Annotated in this window: 15 protein-coding genes; 3 read left to right on the top strand and 12 right to left on the bottom strand. The window is 66.7% G+C overall.

The window, feature by feature from the left end:
• Positions 1-78: 78 nt before the first annotated feature.
• The gene (gene argF, locus TQ29_RS02325; protein WP_054537856.1) at positions 79-1,005 is read right to left on the bottom strand and encodes an ornithine carbamoyltransferase; all 927 of its coding nucleotides are present in this window, start codon (positions 1,003-1,005) and stop codon (positions 79-81) included.
• 1 nt (position 1,006) lies between these two features.
• Positions 1,007-2,230 carry an aspartate aminotransferase family protein gene (locus TQ29_RS02320; protein ID WP_054537855.1) on the bottom strand — a complete coding sequence of 408 codons (1,224 nt, stop codon included), beginning with the start codon at positions 2,228-2,230 and terminating at the stop codon, positions 1,007-1,009.
• 474 nt (positions 2,231-2,704) lie between these two features.
• Here TQ29_RS02320 and TQ29_RS02315 point away from each other — a divergent pair, with 474 nt between their 5' ends.
• The gene (locus tag TQ29_RS02315) at positions 2,705-3,295 is read left to right on the top strand and encodes a GcrA family cell cycle regulator (RefSeq protein WP_054540288.1); all 591 of its coding nucleotides are present in this window, start codon (positions 2,705-2,707) and stop codon (positions 3,293-3,295) included.
• A gap of 81 nt (positions 3,296-3,376) precedes the next feature.
• Here the strand turns inward: TQ29_RS02315 and TQ29_RS02310 are convergent, their stop codons facing one another.
• Positions 3,377-5,344, bottom strand: a complete 1,968-nt coding sequence (locus TQ29_RS02310; protein ID WP_162231802.1) for an AsmA family protein — start codon at positions 5,342-5,344, stop codon at positions 3,377-3,379.
• A gap of 212 nt (positions 5,345-5,556) precedes the next feature.
• Between TQ29_RS02310 and rimO the strand changes: the two genes are divergently transcribed.
• Together rimO and TQ29_RS02300 are read left to right on the top strand one after the other, a co-directional pair.
• Entirely contained in the window at positions 5,557-6,930 is a 1,374-nt protein-coding gene (gene rimO, locus TQ29_RS02305; RefSeq protein ID WP_054537853.1) for a 30S ribosomal protein S12 methylthiotransferase RimO, read from the top strand.
• A 775-nt stretch (positions 6,931-7,705) separates the two neighbouring features.
• Positions 7,706-7,924: a hypothetical protein gene (locus TQ29_RS02300; RefSeq protein WP_054537852.1), complete on the top strand. Its 219-nt coding sequence runs from the start codon at positions 7,706-7,708 to the stop codon at positions 7,922-7,924.
• A 404-nt stretch (positions 7,925-8,328) separates the two neighbouring features.
• Here the strand turns inward: TQ29_RS02300 and TQ29_RS02290 are convergent, their stop codons facing one another.
• The 9 genes from TQ29_RS02290 to TQ29_RS02250 are packed head-to-tail and all read right to left on the bottom strand — an operon-like array spanning position 8,329 to position 18,129.
• On the bottom strand, positions 8,329-8,943 hold the full coding sequence (locus TQ29_RS02290) for a hypothetical protein (RefSeq protein ID WP_054537850.1): 615 nt from the start codon (positions 8,941-8,943) through the stop codon (positions 8,329-8,331).
• Positions 8,944-8,953: 10 nt separating this feature from the next.
• A complete protein-coding gene (locus tag TQ29_RS02285) occupies positions 8,954-9,691 on the bottom strand; it encodes a TIGR04290 family methyltransferase (protein ID WP_054537849.1) in 738 nt (245 codons plus the stop codon).
• Entirely contained in the window at positions 9,688-10,686 is a 999-nt protein-coding gene (locus tag TQ29_RS02280; protein ID WP_054537848.1) for a UDP-glucuronic acid decarboxylase family protein, read from the bottom strand. Before TQ29_RS02280 ends, TQ29_RS02285 begins: the two co-directional genes overlap by 4 nt.
• The gene (locus TQ29_RS02275; protein ID WP_054537847.1) at positions 10,683-11,765 is read right to left on the bottom strand and encodes a glycosyltransferase; all 1,083 of its coding nucleotides are present in this window, start codon (positions 11,763-11,765) and stop codon (positions 10,683-10,685) included. The genes TQ29_RS02280 and TQ29_RS02275 overlap by 4 nt, the downstream gene beginning before the upstream one ends.
• Positions 11,762-12,850: a glycosyltransferase gene (locus TQ29_RS02270; RefSeq protein WP_054537846.1), complete on the bottom strand. Its 1,089-nt coding sequence runs from the start codon at positions 12,848-12,850 to the stop codon at positions 11,762-11,764. Before TQ29_RS02270 ends, TQ29_RS02275 begins: the two co-directional genes overlap by 4 nt.
• Positions 12,850-13,956 (bottom strand): glycosyltransferase, encoded by a 1,107-nt coding sequence (locus TQ29_RS02265; RefSeq protein ID WP_054537845.1) that lies wholly within the window; start codon positions 13,954-13,956, stop codon positions 12,850-12,852. The genes TQ29_RS02270 and TQ29_RS02265 overlap by 1 nt, the downstream gene beginning before the upstream one ends.
• Entirely contained in the window at positions 13,953-15,035 is a 1,083-nt protein-coding gene (locus TQ29_RS02260) for a glycosyltransferase (RefSeq protein ID WP_054537844.1), read from the bottom strand. The genes TQ29_RS02265 and TQ29_RS02260 overlap by 4 nt, the downstream gene beginning before the upstream one ends.
• Complete coding sequence (locus tag TQ29_RS02255) at positions 15,032-17,017, bottom strand: NAD-dependent epimerase/dehydratase family protein (protein ID WP_054537843.1); 1,986 nt, start codon at positions 17,015-17,017, stop codon at positions 15,032-15,034. The genes TQ29_RS02260 and TQ29_RS02255 overlap by 4 nt, the downstream gene beginning before the upstream one ends.
• The gene (locus TQ29_RS02250) at positions 17,014-18,129 is read right to left on the bottom strand and encodes an NAD(P)-dependent oxidoreductase (protein WP_054537842.1); all 1,116 of its coding nucleotides are present in this window, start codon (positions 18,127-18,129) and stop codon (positions 17,014-17,016) included. The genes TQ29_RS02255 and TQ29_RS02250 overlap by 4 nt, the downstream gene beginning before the upstream one ends.
• Positions 18,130-18,335 lie beyond the last annotated feature (206 nt).

Below are 18,335 nucleotides of genomic sequence, written 5' to 3'. Positions count from 1 at the left end.
CCGGAGGCAAGAAAGTTCTGGCGCGGCGAAAAGATTCCATGCCTCCGGCGGGGATATTTTCAGGAAAGATGAAGGCAGCTACAGCCCCAGACAGTAGCGCAGCACCGCCTTCTGCGCGTGCAGGCGGTTTTCCGCCTCGTCGAAGATCACCGAATGCGGCCCGTCCATTACCGCGCCCGTCGCCTCTTCGTCGCGATGGGCGGGCAGGCAGTGCATGAACAGCGCGTCGGGTTTGGCGTGGGACATCAGCGTCTCGTTCACCTGATAGGGGCGCAGCTGGTTGTGGCGGCGTTCGCGCGCCGATTGCGGGTCGTGCATCGACACCCAGGTATCGGTGACGACCAGATCCGCGCCTTCGACCGCGCGGCGCGGATCACGCTCGATCTCCGCTTTCACGCCCTTGGCGCGGGCTTCCTCAAGGAACGCGGCCTCGGGGTCCAGCGTCGGCGGGCCGGTGAAGGTGAAATCGAAACCGAACTGCCCCGCCGCCTGGATGAACGAAGCGCAGACATTGTTGCCATCGCCGGTCCAGACCACTTTCCGGCCCGCGATCGGGCCGCGATGCTCTTCGAACGTCAGGATATCGGCCATGATCTGGCAGGGGTGGGTGCGGTTGGTCAGCCCGTTGATCACTGGCACGGTGGCATATTCCGCCATCTCCAGCAGCGTTGCCTCTTCGAAGGTGCGGATCATGATCAGATCGACATAGCGCGACAGTACGCGGGCGGTATCCGCGATGGTTTCGCCATGGCCCAACTGCATGTCGCTGCCCGAGAGCACCATCGTCTGGCCGCCCATCTGGCGCACGCCCACGTCGAAGGACACGCGCGTGCGGGTCGAGGGTTTTTCGAAGATCAGCGCGACCATCCGACCCTCCAGCGGCAGACCGGCATCCGGCGCGCCCTTGGGCCGGCCGGCGCGGGCCTGTTTCATCGCGCGGGCCTGATCGATCATCGCCCTCAGGTCGGCGGGGTCGGTAGTATTGATATCCAGAAAATGCGTCATCTTACTGTCCCTTGGGGGCTTCCCCCTTCAAATTTGTCTCTGGCCGCAGTGCGGCGCCAAGCGTCTGCGCGGCCCGGTCCAGCCGTTCGATGGCCTCGGCGATATCCGCGTCGGGGATATTCAGCGCGGGCAGGATGCGGATCACATTGTCGGCCGCGGCCACGGTCAGCACGTGCTGGGCATAGCCTGCCTTGACCATATCGCCGTTCGGCACCTTGCATTTCAGCCCCAGCATCAAGCCCGAACCGCGCACCGCCTCGAACACGTCGGAATGCGCGGCCACCAGCCCTTCCAGCCTTTGCCGCAGCAGCCCCGCCTTGCGGTTCACCTCGTCGAGGAACGCGGGCGCGGCCACGGCGTTCATCACCGCCAGCCCCACCGCGCAGGCCAGCGGGTTACCGCCATAGGTCGAGCCGTGGGTGCCCGCCGTCATGCCGCTGGCCGCCTCTTCGGTTGCCAGCACCGCACCCAGCGGAAAGCCGCCGCCGATGCCCTTGGCCACCATCATGATGTCGGGCGCGATGCCGGCCCATTCATGGGCGAACAGCCTGCCGGTGCGGCCCATGCCGCATTGCACCTCGTCCAGGATCATCAGCACGCCGGTTTCGTCGCACAGGTCGCGCAGGCCCTTCAGGCACTGATCGGGCACCGGGCGGATACCGCCCTCGCCCTGCACCGGTTCCAGCAGCACGGCGCCGACCTCGGGGTCTTTCATCGCCGCGAAGAGCGCCTCGTGATCGCCGAATTCAAGATGCACGAAACCGGGCAGCAGCGGGCCAAAGCCCTTGGTCATCTTTTCGGAGCCGGCCGCGGCGATGCCCGCCGAAGACCGGCCGTGGAACGCGCCCGAAAAGGTGATGATCTTCACCCGTTCGGGCTGGCCCTTGTCGTACCAGTATTTGCGCGCCATCTTCACCGCCAGCTCGCAGGCCTCGGTGCCCGAGTTGGTGAAGAACGCGGTGTCGGCGAAGCTGTGTTCCACCAGCGCATCGGCCAGCGCCTGCTGCTCGGGGATCTGATAAAGGTTCGACAGGTGCCACAGCTTGCCCGCCTGTTCGGTCAGCGCGGCGATCAGCGCCGGGTTGGCATGGCCCAGCGCATTCACCGCGATGCCGGCGCCAAGGTCGAGGTATCGCGACCCGTCCGCCTCTGTCAGCCAGGAGCCTTCGCCCTTGACGAAGCTGAGCGGCGCGCGGTTGTAGGTCGGCAGAACGGACGGGATCATGGTACGTGTCCTTGCAAATGGAAGCCCGATAGGTGCCAAAGGCACGCGGGCAAGTCAACGATTGTGGGAAGGATGCGTGCCGGGCACGCGGGATCAGGCGTCAGGCGCGGCGGCGTCGACGTCGGACAGCGGGGATATGGGTCCGTGTGATCATGCCATGGCGATAATCCCAAACGCTGCGCCTGTCCAGCCCCGGAGGGGCCGCGGCGGGCATGAAAACCCCGCGCATCTGCACCCGCGAAACGCCCGGGCGAAGGAAATTTTGCCCGTGATCGCCGGTGCGGGGCGCAAAAGCCGGGGGGCGGCCACCGCAACTGGTTGAAATTTCGCCGCCGCCCCCCAGATATGCGTGTCTGCGCCGGGCTTGTATCCCGGTGCCCACCCCGAATAGAATGGGGTCTGAAGAATTTTCAAAGGTGACCGGCCTGGAATGGGCCCATGGGTCTGCCGGACACCGCCAGCCAAGGAAATGACATGTCCTGGACCGAAGAGCGCGTTGAGACGCTGAAGAAAATGTGGGGCGAAGGCCAGTCCGCCAGCCAGATCGCGAAAGAGCTGGGTGGCGTCACCCGCAATGCGGTCATCGGCAAGGTGCATCGCCTGGGCCTTTCCAACCGCACCGGCGGCGGCGGATCGGCCAAGGCCGCCCCGAAGGAAAAGCTCGCCAAACCCGCCGCCACCGCCGCGCCGAAGCCCGAGCCTCAGGTGAAAACCGAAGCCGAGGCCGAAGAGAAGGCACCCGCCGCGCCGGTTTCCGTCGTTCCCGCCGCCGCCGCCCCGGCGCGGCGCCAGATCATTCCGGCCGGGCAGCCGCTGCCGCCGCAGCCTTCGGCCAATGAGATCAGCCCCGAGGCGCTGGCCTCGGTTCGCGAGGTCGAGAAGAAGGCCAAGAAGCTGACCCTGATGGATCTGACGGAGCGGACGTGCAAATGGCCGATCGGCGATCCGGCGACCGAGGATTTCTGGTTCTGCGGCCTGTCGGTTCAGCAGGGCAAACCTTATTGCGAGGCCCATGTCGGCGTCGCGTTTCAGCCAATGAGCTCGCGCCGCGACCGCAAGCGCTGAACGCAAGCCAGCCACATGTAGAAACGAGGCGCCCCCGGGAAACCGCGGGCGCCTTTTTTCACCCCGCCACGGGCAGGCCGTTCAATCGCCCTTCAGAAGGTTCCGCAGACCCCGTGCCGCCTCGTCGCCCAGCTTTTTCTTCAGCGCGTCTTCAAGGCTGCCGTCGGTGGCCGGGTCCACGCCCAGCTCTTTGCCGATATCCTCGCGCAGCTCTTTGAGCCGCTCCTCTTTCTCCCCCTCGGCGATGGCCGCCAGATCGATCGAAAGTCGCGGGCCGGACCACGGGCCCCTGATGTGCAGCGGCAGGCTCAGCCCCCCGGCCCCGTCGGCGCCCGGCAGGGCCACCGGCACGATCCGATAGTCCAGCGTCTGCGCGCCGAGGTTCACCACGCCCTTGCCCGAGGCGGTCAGAAGCGGGGCAAGCAAGGTCAGGTCGGAATTGCCAAGCACACCGTCCTTGATACTGAACTGCCCGGTGATACTGTCAAAGATCGTCCGCGCATCCGCGCCAGCGCCAGCGCCGGGCACCGTCCGGCTGCGCAGGATCTGCGCCAGATCGAGCCCCAGAAACGCGCCCTGCCCGAAGGCAAGCGCGCCGCTGCCCGACAGGCTTTGCATGATCGCGGCGGGCGATGCGCCGCTGCCAAGAAACGTCAGCTGCATGTCGGCGCTGGTGCGCAGCCTGCGAAAATCGGCCACCTCGCCCAGCAGGGGTTGCATCGCCATGCCCGCCAGCGTCAGGTCGCCGCCGACCGACACCCCGCCGCGCCCGTTCAGCACGAGGTTGCCGGTGACCAGCCCGTCATAGGCCCGCACCTCGCGCAGGTCGACGGTCAGCCGCCTGTCGTTCAGCGTGGCAAGGAGGCGGCTGTGGCCCAGCCGGACGCGGCCCAGATCAATGCTGTCGGCCGCCAGGGCAAGCTCGGCGTCCAGCGCCGACAGGGCACTGACGTCGATCGGATCGGTGGACCAGCCGCCCGCACGTGCCCCGCCCCCGCCGCCCGACTTGCCGCCCCGCCCGGCGGGGCCGGCCGTGAGGAAGGCGCCAAGATCCAGCGCGCCGGCAGTGAACTGGCCGTTCAGCCGGGGTTTGCCGTCAAGGAACAGATCGGCCTCGCCGGTGATCCGGTTACTGTCCTGCGTCAGTGCCACCTGGCGCAGATGTAGCGAGCCTTCGGGCGCATAGGTCACCTGCCCCGTCAGCCGCAGAATCTTGCCCACACCCGCCGGCAGCTCCGGTGCGGGCTGCCCTGCGGCCCGAAACAGCGCCGGAAGGTCGGCAAGATCGGCGTCGAGCGTGCCGCTGGCGGCCAGCGGCGCCTGCCCGCCATGCCCGTCAAAGGCGATGCGCGCACCGCCCGCGCGCAGCTCGGCCGTCAGCGCGGTGTCGTCACCGGCCAGAAACGGCGCGGCGGCCGCGGCGGTGGCGTTCAACGACACCGGTTGCCCGTTGACACGGGCCTCGAGGCTCAGCGTGGCGGGCCCCTGCACCGCGGGAAGCGAAAGGGTGGCCTCCACCGCCTCGGCGCTCTGGGTCCGGCCGGTGCCGTGGTCGATGAAGCTCAGCGCGCCGTCCGTGATCGTGGCCTGACCGATGGTCAGCGCCCGTCGTCCGGCCTGCGCCCCCTGTGTGCCGTCCGGCCCGGCCGCCGTGGCATTGGCCTGCGTGTCGAACACCCAGTTCGCCCGCCCGTCCGCCGCGCGTTCCAGGGTGATGCGGGGCGCGCGGATGCCAAGCTCCTTGATCTCGACATCGCCACGCAGCAGCGCACCAAGATCCAGCCCCACCGAAAGCCCTTCGGCCTGCAGCAGCGGCGCCCCGCTCGCCCAATCGGCGTTGGAGACAGTCACCGGCCCCGTCGAGACCCCGATATTGGGATAGAGCGAGGGCCGCAGCCGCCCGCCGAGCGTGACCTCGCGCCCGGTGGCGGCGCGAAGCTGATCACCTGCCAGCGCGCCGATCCGCTCGGCCGGCAGCAGAAACACCGCCGCGACAAGCACCACCACCAAAAGCACGAGCGAAAGAATGATCCGGAAAAGCCAGCGCATCATGCACCCCCGCGTTGTTGCCCGACAAATAGGAGGCCGCGCCGCCCGGGGCAAGCGCCGCGCCGCCAACCCGCCAGAACCGGCAAGGATTCTCCGCCCCGCGCCGGAGCCCCGGCATCGGAGCCGCCCCTAGGCCGGCGCAGGCCCGATCCGCAGCAAGCCCCGAGGAATAGCCCTTCAAGGGCGCGGCCTTCGGGTATATATGCGCGGGCATGAGCACCAACCCGCCGAACCTTCGCCCCGACCTTGCCCCCGCGCCGCGCCTGGCCGATACGCGCCGCCCCGGCCAGCCGACCGTCGGCATGGTCAGCCTGGGCTGCCCCAAGGCGCTGGTCGATTCCGAACGCATCCTGACGAGGCTGCGCGCCGAAGGCTATGCCATCTCGCCCGATTACAGCGGCGCGGATGCGGTGATCGTCAACACCTGCGGCTTTCTCGATTCGGCCAAGGCGGAATCGCTCGAGGCGATCGGCGAGGCGCTGGCCGAGAACGGCCGGGTCATCGTCACCGGCTGTCTGGGGGCAGAGCCCGACTATATCACCGGCGCACACCCGTCGGTTCTGGCCGTGACCGGCCCGCATCAATATGAACAGGTGCTGGACGCGGTACATGGCGCGGTGCCGCCATCGCCCGATCCGTTCATCGACCTGCTGCCCGCCAGCGGCGTCAGCCTGACACCGCGCCACTACAGCTATCTGAAGATCTCCGAGGGCTGCAATCACAAGTGCAAGTTCTGCATCATCCCCGACATGCGGGGCCGTCTGGCCAGCCGCCCGGCCCATGCCGTGCTGCGCGAGGCGGAAAAGCTGGTGCAGGCGGGTGTGCGCGAATTGCTGGTGATCAGCCAGGACACGTCGGCCTATGGCGTGGACATCAAACATTCCACCGAGCGTGACCACCGCGCCCATATCACCGATCTGGCGCGCGATCTGGGCAGCCTGGGCGCCTGGGTGCGACTGCACTACGTCTATCCCTACCCGCATGTGCGTGACCTGATCCCGCTGATGGCGGAAGGGCTGATCCTGCCCTATCTGGACATTCCGTTTCAGCATGCCCACCCCGACACACTGAAACGCATGGCGCGGCCCGCCGCGGCAGCGAAAACGCTGGATGAAATCGCCGCATGGCGCGAGGTTTGCCCCGAGATCACCCTGCGCTCGACCTTCATCGTCGGGTATCCGGGCGAGACCGAAGCGGAATTCCAGACCCTGCTGGACTGGATGGACGAGGCCCAACTGGATCGCGTCGGGTGTTTCCAGTACGAGAATGTCGCCGGCGCCCGGTCGAACGCCCTGCCCGATCACGTCGCGCCCGAGGTCAAGCAAGAGCGCTGGGACCGGTTCATGGAAAAGGCACAGGCGATTTCCGAGGCCAGGCTGGCCGCCAAGGTCGGCCGGGTGCTGCAGGTGATCGTGGATGAGGTGGACGACGAGGCCGCCACCTGCCGCACCATGGCCGACGCGCCCGAGATCGACGGCAACCTCTTCATCGACGAAGGGTTCGAAGAGTTGAAACCGGGCGATATCGTCAGTGTCGAGGTAGACGAGGCGGGCGAGTATGACTTGTGGGGACGCCTGAGCAGCTAGGTCGGATGGCCAGGCTGCCCGGCAAGACGAGCCACGGCCCGCACACCAAAGCAAGCCCGTACAGGCGCGACGCCCGGATGTGCGCGCAGCGACTCGTTCAAAGAGAACCGTCGCCCCCCTAAAGACCTTGGAAAGCGCCTGCTTTCCGATATGGCAGAAGAACGAAGTTGTTCGGTGCGCGTGCCACCTGACTGGACGACAACGCCCGTGAAATCAGTTGAGAACCAGGTGTCGAATGCCATGCGCAAATGACTCTGGCGAGCGGAACAACCTTAAAATCTTGGGTAGCCTCTCAGGCTTTGCCAAGCAATACCAACCCAAATGTCAGACATTTCTGACCCACGCAAATATCGCTTTGTATAGTAACAGCGAAGTCCACCGAAAGACGCCGGTACTGCTTCGGGTCTGCCAGACCCGGTAGCGCCCGATCCCGATCTTTTCCCGGTTCCAGCACTCCAGCTTCGCGAGCCCGCGCCCTGCAACACCGGCAAGGCCAGACAGCTGCTCCGGATATCCGGAGCAAAGAAAAGGCCACCTCGACCCCAAATCCGAACACAGACCCGGTGGAACGATCCCGTTTCTCGCCGCGATCCGCGAAATGATGCTCGCAGGGGTCTCCCCGTCAAAGGGGGTAACGGTCAGGCCGAGTTTCACATTCTATCCCAGACGCGCAGTTGGCCGCAGCGTACAAGGAATGCGTGGCAATCCGTGTCCACAATGGCCCTCACACCTTCGCTTTCGGGGGGACGCCGGCGTCCTCAAAGGCGCGCACCACGTGGATGTTGTCGCCTGCCTGCTTCCGGAAGCGGCCGGCACACCACCGACCAAGGCGCAGGTTGAACAGGCCGCACGATGCGAGACGGCGCGCGCGTCTGCCGCCGAGCACAAGCAGGAGCCTGCAGGCGTTTCATCCACGTCCGGCAAATCCTTTGCCGTCCTGGCCGTGCTCCTCAGGGTGCTCAGCCTGATCGGTCTGGGTGTGGCCCTGTCGTGACCATCAAATGAAAGGATCTGAGACATGACCCAATTTTCGGACAACCCTGTGCAGGACCAGGGGCCCGGGCGCTAACACGAAATGTCGCAGCAGCCCAACCACGCCCCCCGCGACCCGGGGTCCGGTCGGCTCGAGGGGCGCGTGGCGCTGATCACTGGGGCGACTCAGGCATCGGGCGCGCGACTGCTGTCCTGTTCACCCGCGAAGGCGCCCGGGCCGCGATCCTGCACCTTACTTAGCGAGGACGCGGATGCACAGGCCACCCTGCAGGAGGTCATGGAGAAGGGGCGGACGGCATGATCCTGCGCGGCGACGTGGCTGAGGGACCGCCTCGGGCTGGGTGGTCGCGCCAATCAGAGCTACCGGGCATGGCTCACCGGGCAATGATCGCTCGAGCGATATGTTCAATACCCGGCGATGGCGCCGGCCAGGTCCCGCCGTCGCCAGATCCCGCGCACCTGTGAGGTGATCACGCTGTTGGGCCGGAACATGCGGATATGACCATCCCAGTACACGTCGAACCGCTTGTAGCCACCTGTCAGGGATTGCGCGTGGTTCGATACCGCAACGGCCGTCACGGTGACCGCCGTCAGGGCTTCCATCGTCTCGTCGATGGCCTTCGTCGCGACGCTGCGGCCCACGAGGTCACGGAAGCTACCCAGGTCAAGCGCCTCGCCGCCTGCCAGCGGGCCCTTGATCGTCCGCTCGAGCGGGCGGTCGGCCTGGTCCAGGGGCATCTCGCTCCGGTCGGTGATGACATAGCGCTCCTGCCGGTTCTCGAAGGACAGATCGATGACCACCGCCGCCAGATATACCGGCTCGGACCCCATGTTGGTGACGATGCAGCGGGCGTTCTCGTCCGTCGCGGCCCCCAGATCGAGATGCAGAATGCACTGCCTCTGCCGCAGGAACCCCATCAGGATCAGGTGCAGGTAGACGACCCAGACAAGCAGCATCAGTGCATTGAGTACCAGGTTCAGAAGATCCATATACTGCTGTATCCAGCTCAGGAGTGCCATGCCGACCCCGTCAGCGTCCGCCGCATGGGGGTGGATCGACCGCCTCTGGCCGGGGACCGCGACGGCAGAGATAGACCTCGGGCTCGGGATGCGCCTCGATTTGAAACCCCGCACTGCGCAGCATCGCCTCGCTCGCCGCTTGGTTCGGAACGAACCAGTTGGTCGGGTCCTGCGCGTAGCGATGTTCGATGAAATGCAGCCTGGGCCAGTCGTTGCGGTCGAACGGTGTTTCATCCTCGAAGGCGTAGTCCGGGGCAGGTTTGGCCACGGCGTCGCTGCCCCGCTGCATCGACTGGAACAGCATGATGTCGCCCGCAGCGTGTTCCCACAACAGATCGAGCGCCAGCAGCGGGTGTCGGAGGTGGTAGAAGACGCCCATGAAGATCACCATGTCAAAGCGTTCACCAAGCTCCGCGACGTCGTAGACGGACATCTGGCGCAGGTCGATCTCGACCCCTTCTGTCCTTGCCGCCAGCTCTGCCTGCGCCAAGTAGCGCGGGTCGCTGTCGATCCCGACCACGCGCGCTGCGCCGCGCCGGGCCATCTCGATCGCATAGAACCCGGCATTGCAGCCGATGTCGAGCACCGTGCGGCCTGTCAGGTCATCGGGCACGATATGGCGGAAACCCTGCCATTTGAACGAAGGGTAGTCCCCGAGCGGATGGTCCGGCGCGGTTTCGATCCCGCCCAGACGGAGATTGTGGAACCAGGGTTGCAGGTCCCTGATGCGGGTGCCCAGATCCGTCATTCCGCCGCTCTTGCCACGTCGTCTCCGGCGACGCTGCGATGCTCGGGGATTGCGAACCATGCCGCTGTGCTGGCAAGGCCCTCATGGAACGGCACCCTGGGCTCCCAGCCCAGAAGGTCGCGCGCCAGGCCGATGTCGGGCTGGCGACGTCTGGGATCGTCCGAGGGCAGCGGATGGAACACGATCTCCGATGACGAGGGGATGGCCCGCAGAATCAGCCGCGCCAGGTCGAGGACCGAGATCTCGGCCGGATTTCCAAGATTGACGGGACCTGCCGGGGTCGCCTCCACCGCCGCCAGGGCGATCAGCCCGCGCACCAGATCACTCACGTAGCAGAAACTGCGCGTCTGGCTGCCGTCGCCATAGACGGTGAGGTCCCTGCCCTCCAGCGCCTGGACCAGGAAATTCGATACGATCCGCCCGTCATCGGACCGCATCCTGGGGCCATAGGTATTGAATATCCGCGCGACGCGGACATCCACACCGAGGTCCCGCCGGTGGTCATAGCACAGCGACTCCGCCGCCCGCTTGCCCTCGTCATAGCAGGCACGGATGCCGATCGGGTTGACGTGACCCCAGTAATCCTCGCGCTGCGGGTGCAGTTCGGGGTCGCCGTAAACCTCGCTGGTGGAGGCTTGGAGGTACCGCGCGCCCGACTGCGCGGCCAGGGCAAGCAGGTTGCGCGTGCCCACCACGTTGGTCATCATCGTGCGGACCGGATCGGCCTGGTAATGCGGCGGCGAGGCCGGAGAGGCGAGATTGAAGATCCAGTCGACAGGCTCCTCCGGCAGCGGATCGGTGGCGACGTCGGCCTCGACCAGCCGAAAGTTGTGGTCGTTCTCCAGTGGCGCAACGTTGCTGCGCCGACCGGTATGGAAGTTGTCGACGCAGACAACACGTATGCCACGCGCCAGCAGGGCGTCGCAGAGATGCGAGCCGACGAACCCGGCCCCGCCCGCGACAAGGGCCGTAAGGGGAATGCGGACCAAGGTCATGCCGGCACCCCCGACGTGGCGGGCAGTGCCCCGAGTTGCGACGCGAGATAGCGCGCCCGCGCCTGACCGGTATGATCGGCCAGAACACTGTCCCGGGCGGCTTTCGCCAGCGCCTTCCTTCTGCTTTCGGACATCGACAGCGCCGTCACGACCGTCTCGGTCCGATCCGCCAGAAGGATCGCCTTTTCGGGTACCAGCACCTCCTCGATCCCCGGCCAGGGGTCCGAGATGATCGCGGTGCCACAGGCCGCGGCCTCGAACAGCCGCACCGAGGGCGAATGGCCGATCTTGCGCATGGCCGAGCGCGTGAGGTTCAGCGTGAACCGCTGCGCGTTGTAGAAGGCGGCGTGATCCGGTGGCGCGACATGTTCCAGCCGCTCGACGTTGAACGGCCAGTCCACATCATCGGGAAACTGCGACCCGGCGACCACGAAACGGCATTCCGGCAGACGCCGTGCGGGTTCGATCAGAAGCTCTTCCAGACCCGGCTGCCGGTCAGGGCTGTATGTGCCCAGATACCCGAGGTCCCACTTCTCTTCGACGTCCTCCGGGCGGTAACGTTCGGGATCGACCGAACAGTAGAGCGGCGCCACCTTACGTGCGCCCAGATCTCGCAGCCGGTCCAGCGCAGCGCCGCCGGCGAAGGACAGGTAGAGATCGATCAGCGGCAGCTGCCGGCGCCTGATGTATTCTGCACCGTCGGACTCCAGAGCCGCCAGCGTCACCGGCGTGTCGATATCGTAGTAGACCAGCCGGCCACGCACCGATTCCGCCAGCCGGTCGAGCAGCGCCACGGAATCCGGCACGTACGACCCGATTATGACCGCATCGGCCCGCGCGATCCGGTCCTGCCAGCGGTCCAGGTCGTCGAGGCCGTCATAGAGCGCGAAGTCGCAGAAATCCGGTTCGGGCAGGTCGCGGTTCGAGGCATACCACGGCACGTCCCGCTCCAGGAACAGAACCCTGTGGCCTCCTGCCGCAAGCCCGCGCAGAAGGGCGCGGTAGGTGGTTGCGTGTCCGTTCCCCCAGGACGAAGACAGGGACAGGCCGAAGATCACGATGTCGAGCGGTGCACTCATGGCTGAAGCTCCCTTTGCGCGAGTCTGGCGAAGAGGGCGGTGACCTCCTCCGCACGGTTTCCGTAGGCATGCGCGGAGAGGACCCGCTGCCGTGCGGCCTCTCCGATCCGTTGCGCGTCCTCGGCCGTGAGGTCGCGCAGGATGTCCGTGACGTCGGCTCCGTCGCGGGCGACCAGCACCTCGCGGCCGGGGGCGAGGAACAGCTCGATCCCTTCCCAGGCGTCGGTGATCAGGCAGGCCCCCGCGCCCGCGGCCTCAAAGATCCGCGTCGCCGGGGAAAAGCCGGTTTCGGCCATGCTGTCGCGCGCGATGTTCAGCACGGCGCGGGGCGTCACGTTGAAGGCGTTGTGATCGTCCGTGCCGACGTGGCCTATGGCGTGGACGTTCGGCGGCAGCTCGGATCCGTTCCACCCCGATCCGCCAAGTATGAAGTGCCGGTCCGGCCTCGCCCGCGCAGGCGAAAGGAAGAACTCCGCCACGCGCGCTTCCCGGTCCGGCAGGCGATTGCCAAGAAACCCCAGCTCGGCGGCGAAGCGCGGGTCGGGCGGCACAGGGAAGTGTGTCGCGGGGTCGAGCGCGTTGTAGATCGGGACGCAATCCCTTGCGCCAAGCGCGCGGTAGGCATCGATCACCGGCTGCCCGCCGCCGTAGGTCAGAACGGTTTCGAAGTCCGGCAGATCCCGGCGCAGCGGATGCGACGGATCGGCCCGCATGGCGGCCAGCGTGGCCGGGGCGTCGACATCCCACCACACCCGCAGCGCATCAGGCGCGGCCCGGTCCAGCACCGCGCGGCGCAACGCGTCATCCTCGTATCCGATGCCCGAGGCGACAACGACCACATCGGTCCGCGCGGCCCCCTCCGCCGCCCGGCGCAGCCCCTGGGGCGTGCCCTCCCAGATGACGACGCGGCTCCAGTCCGGCGGATCCATGTCTCGGTGCTTCTGCCGGTCCCACACGTCGGGTTCGTAAAAGGTCGTTTCGCAGCCATGCGCGGCCAGAGCACGGATGATGCCCCGGTAGTATGTCGCGGCGCCGTTCCAATAGGACGACAGCAGGCTTGATCCGTAGAAGGCGATTGTGGTCATCAGGCAGTCTCCCTGGTGCGGGTTCCGATCGTGTCGAGGATTGCCAGAAGTTCTGCCGCGCGGTGGCGGCAGGTATGGCGGGCGCGGATCGTTTCCAGTCCGCAGGCGGCAAGGTTTTGCGCCAGGGCGCGGTCGGCAAGGATGTCCCGCAAGCGGCACTTCATGTCCTCTCCGTTCGCGGCGATCAGATAGTCCGTCCCGGGACGGAACAGCCCCTCTGAGTCTTCCCACGGGGCACAGACCAGCGGGATGCCGCAGGCCATCGCCTCGAAGGGGCGGATGGTGGGAATGCCGGACAGCGCCTCTACGTAGGGTCGGCGGGGTATGTGGACCGTCACGCGGTGACGGGCGAAGGCCTCGGGAACGTCCGCGTTCGCGATGGATCCCGCATAGTCGATGCCCGCCGCAGACAGGGCCCGCCGCGCGTCCTCCGGATATCTCACCCCGTGCACGGTCGCCGACAGGTTCAGTTCGGCCACCGGACGCACGAGTAATTCGTGCAGCTCCGCCGAGCGTTCGCCGTCGCCCCAGTTTCCGACCCAGATCAGGTCGCGCTCCGGCGCGATCTCGGGAAGCGGGCGGAACACGGTGTCGTCCGCGGCCTCGTGCCAGGTAAAGACGCGGCTTCCCCAGCCTTCGGCCAAGTAGCGTTGGCGCAAGGTCTCGCCGAAAGCCAGCACGCCGTCATAGGCCGACAGGTCGAGCGTGCGAAGCTCCTCTCCCGCCGACACGGCGCGATGATGCGTGTCGTGGAACAAAAGGCGGAACGGCGCCCCACGGGCCCGCATTCGTCCCAGATCCGCCACGACCTGCGGGTCGGTCCATTCGTGAACGACAACGACATCGCTCTTCTCCAGCACCTCCGCCACTTCGTCCAGACCGCCGTAACTTTCGCTGCGCAGATCGGGAAAGGTGGCGTGAAAGGCGCGTAGGGCGGCCTCGCCCCGGTCGGCGATCAGGTTACTGCGTGACCAGCCATCGGCAGGTTCGAGGGCAAGGCATTCGTGCCCCGCAGCCTGAAGCGCCCGCATCACACCGCGCAGGAAATGCGCGTTGCCGTGGTTCCAGTCTGAAACCAGCGAGTGAGTGAAGAACGTGAATTTCATGATGTCACCTGCGCGTCCGCGATGATGCCCGCGTAGAGCGCGGTCGTCTTTTGCACCTGTTCGTCCATCGAATAGCGCAGCGCCCGGTCCTGGGCCGCCCGGCCAAGGGCCAGCCGTGTCGCGGGATCATCCAGCAGGTTCGTCATCGCCCGCGCCAGTTCGGCCGGGTCGTGCGGGTTGAAAAAGCGCGCGGCCTCGCCCCAGATCTCGCGGTAGACGGGGATGTCCGCTAGGAGCAAGGGACGCCCCGCCCGCGCGGCCTCGAGCGCGGCGAGACCGAAGGGTTCGTACAAGGAGGGCGAGACGAACAGGCTGCTCCGGGCGATGCGTTGCAATGTGGCGTCATGGGGCTGCGCAGTCGGCGCCGGGGCGCAGTTCGGCTCAAAGCGCTGGCCGTTCGGCCCCTCGGCATCGCCGATCATTGTCACCGTCGCACCGCTCAGCAACGCCGCACGGTGCAACACCGCCCCGTTCTTGGCCCGGTCCCACCAGCGCGCCACCGCGATGACGCTTCCGTCTCCTTCGTCCGGGGCGATCAGCGGCGACCGTCCAGCATTCGGAACGGCGACGATCCCATGCAGGTCGTACACCCGCTCCGTCAGGGCGGCATGGGCGGCCGAGGGCGCGGCGATCCGGTCCAGGTTGCGCAATCCCGCTCGGGTCATGTCCACCTGCCAGGACAGGCGGTCGGGCACGCAACCGTTTTCCATGACCTGGAACCACGTGGCGAGGCAGGAATGCGTCACCCCGAGCCTCGGCGGTCCGCCGCGCAATCCCGCAGCCAGGGCGGGCTGGTTAAAATGCATCAGGTCCGTCCGCCTCTTGTGCGCCACCGACATGAGCCAGCTCGCAACCTTCGCCAGATCCTGTGGTCCTGTGGCCATCCAGTCGAGCGGGGCGTCGCTCCAGTCGAGCGTGCCGATCGACCGCGCCTCAGCGCGTTGCGCAGCGTCGGGTTCGGGTCCGAACCCGGCAAAGGCGATGCCGTATCCCTCGGTTGCCAGGGCGGCGGCCAGGTCCACCGCATAGCGCCAGACCCCGCCGACGGCGTCGACGGTCACGAGAATGTTCAGGCTCATGCGAGGATCCTTTCGGGTTCCGGGTGGACGCGGTGTTCGGCCAGCCAGCCCGCCAGTCGCGCGATGCCTTGGCGCCAGTCGGTCCGCGCCCGCCAGCCTGTCGCCGCTGTCAGAGCGGCGGTGTCGGCGACAAACCAGGGCTGATCGCCCTGCCGCCAGTCCCGGTAGACGACCTCGGGTGTCACGCCGGTGACGCGGGTGATCTCTGCCAGGGCCTGTCGCAAGCTGATCGCATTGGCGGGACCGCCGCCGAGGTTGAACGCCCGGCCCGACAGCGCATCGATGCGGTCGTGCACCATGCGATAGGCAGCCACGGCGTCCGAGACTTCGCAGACGTCGCGGACCTGTCGGCCGGAACCGTAGATCGTCAGGGGATCGCCGCGCAGCGCCGAGATCAGGAAATGCGCGAGCCATCCCTGGTCTTCAGTACCGAACTGGCGCGGACCGTAGATGCAGGACATCCGCAGCACCGCGGCCTTCAGCCCGTAGCTATGCGCGTAATCCATCACGTACTGGTCCGCCACGCCCTTGGAACAGCCATAGGGGGTGCAGAAATCGAGCGGACGACATTCGGTCACGCCCCGGCCTTGCGCGGCATCGGCGGGCACCACGCACTCCGCCGTTTCATGCAGGTCGATGTCGGCGAGGGCCCCGTAAACCTTGTTCGTCGAGGCGAAGACCAAAGGTATCTCGCGTCCCGAGGCGCGCACGGCCTCCAGCACATTCAGGGTCCCGCGCGCGTTCACCTCGAAATCCTCGACCGGGGTGTCGAGGCTGGTGGTCACGGCGGTCTGCGCCGCCAGATGGAAAACCGCTGCGGCGTCCCGGACAGCGCTGTTCAATGCCTGCGTATCGCGCAGGTCGAACGGCGCGGGATGGACCCGGGCCCCGAAATGGGCGCTGAGCCAGCCGAGGTTCTCCTCCACACCCGGTCGCGAGAGGTTGTCGAGCACCAGGACCTCCTGTCCGTCCGCAAGGAGACTTTCGCTGAGATTGGACCCGATGAAACCCGCGCCGCCGGTCACCACCACGGGCCGTTTGCCACCGGCCAGTGCCGGAAAGGACAGCCGGGTGACCTCGCGCAGCCGCGCGACCCCGCCCTCGGCCAGCATGCGTGCCAGCAGCTTGGGCTGTCCGTCGGCGGTGATCGCGCCCAGATGATAGTGCCGGGGATCGAACCACAGGCCTTCCTGCACCGCCACGTCGGGCTGGAGATCCTGCCAGCCGTACCAGAAGATCCGCGCGGCGGGCGCGTCGAGCGCCTGCATGAAACGCCGTACCTGCTCCATCTCGTCGCGACGCCAGGTCGAATAGCCGGTCTCCGTGATCCAGATCTCCGCGTCCCGGTTATGCCTGTCGAGGATTGCGCGCATTTCTCCCAGATGCATGTCCCAGCCGGTCCAGGATCCCTCTTCGCTGTCCCAGGTTCCTGGAAAGCCGTGAAATCCGACCGCGTGCATGTAGGACAGGATCCCGCGCTGGCCCATCAGGTCCAGCCAATAGGGATCGAACGGACAGGGCCCGCCCAGCACCGGTTTCCAGCCGCGTTCCCGGATCCAGTAGGCAGCCATGTCGATCATTTCGCAGAACAGCTCGAACCCCGGGTCCTCGCGCCAGTCGTAATCCAGCAGGTTGTTGGGCTCGTTCCACAACTCCAGGTGCTCGAAATGCGCGCCATAGCGGCTCATCACGGTGTCGCAGAAATCCGGCAGGTCCTTCAGAACCTTCGGCGCGCCCGACGTGCGCCCCGTGCGCGACAGCGACGGTGGCGTGTAGTGGACACAGGGCACCAGCTCGAGGTTGCGCGACAGGCGCGGGATCAGCCAGTCGTACCATTCGGGCCCGCCAGGCGCGTGGTAATCGGCCCAGGACAGATGCGTGCGCAGCCACGAGGCACCGGTTTCCTCCAGCATCGGCAGCACCGCCTCCACCCTCTCCCGGTCGCCCGGGCGAAACCATTCGACGAAGCCGAAGCGGCTCATGATACCAGTCCCCTGACTTCGAGTTCGTTGCGCATCTGGCCACCGCGATCCATCGCAGGGGACTGCCGCACCCAGTCCACGAAGGGCCCGAGGGACTCTTCCAGACGGAACTCCGGCGCAAAGCCCAGCATTTCACGGGCGCGCCCGATGTCGGCAAAGCAGTTGCGGATATCGCCCGCGCGGAACCGGCCGAGGATCTCGGGCTGCAGATCAGGCCGCTCCATCGCCTCGGCCAGCAGGCTCGCGATCTCTTCGATCGAGTAGGCATTGCCTGAGCCGATGTTGAAGACCTCTCCCGCGACCTCGGATTCCAGCGCCAGCCGGAAGGCACGGGCCACGTCGTGGACATGCACGAAGTCGCGCTTTTGTTGCCCGTCCTCGAAAATCGTCGGCCGCTCACCGTTGGCCAGCCGCGCGGCGAAATTGGCCAGTACACCGGTATAGGGGTTGGACAGCGCCTGCCCTGCGCCAAAGACGTTGAACAGCCGCAGCGCCACTGTCGGCACCTCGTAGGCCGCACCGAAGATAAGCGCCGCCTGCTCCTGCTGGAATTTCGTCAGGGCGTAGATCGAGGCGAGGTCGGGTCGTTTCGTCTCATCCGTCGCAACAGCGGCCAGGGCCTCGCCGCCCGGACCGCGTGGTTCCCACAGGCCTTCGTGCAGATTGACCTGCCGCCGCCGCGCTCCGTCGAACAGCTCCCCACTGGGCAGCACGTAGTAGCCCTCGCCATAGATGCTCATGGAGGACGCGACGACCAGGCGCTGGACCGGATGCGCCGCGATGGCTTCCAGCAGCACGGCGGTGCCAACATCATTGGCGCCGACATAGCGGACGATCTCGTACATGGACTGGCCGACGCCGACCTCGGCGGCCAGGTGGATCACCGCGTCGCATCCCCTTAGCGCCTCTGCCAGCTTCGGCTGATCACGCATGTCGCCGCGAATGACCGCTGCCTCGGGCGGGACATCCGCCACCGGGTCGGCCCCGGCCTCGCCGTGGACCTGCTCGATCATCGCGTCATACAGTCTGACGGCATGGCCTTCGCGGATCAGCTCCGCGGCGACGTGGCGGCCGATGAAGCCGCAGCCTCCGGTGATCAGGACAGTGCTCATGGTGGGTCTCCTTCCGGGCATCAACGAGGGTCTGAACAGGAGGTGGCGCAGAATGTTCCCGCACAATCCGTGACATAGCCGTAGCGCGACCCGGCCGGAGCTTCTTGTGCAGAGACTTCAATGACTTCCGCTGTGGGAAACGAAGTGGTTCGGGACATGCCCCCGGTCTTCGACCGAATGTCGGCGCCTTGGCTTGGAACATTTCG

It is taken from the genome of Actibacterium sp. EMB200-NS6 (genome assembly GCF_001305615.1).
In the GTDB taxonomy this organism is placed as follows: domain Bacteria; phylum Pseudomonadota; class Alphaproteobacteria; order Rhodobacterales; family Rhodobacteraceae; genus Actibacterium_A; species Actibacterium_A naphthalenivorans.
This window is presented reverse-complemented; position numbering and strand designations above follow the sequence as displayed.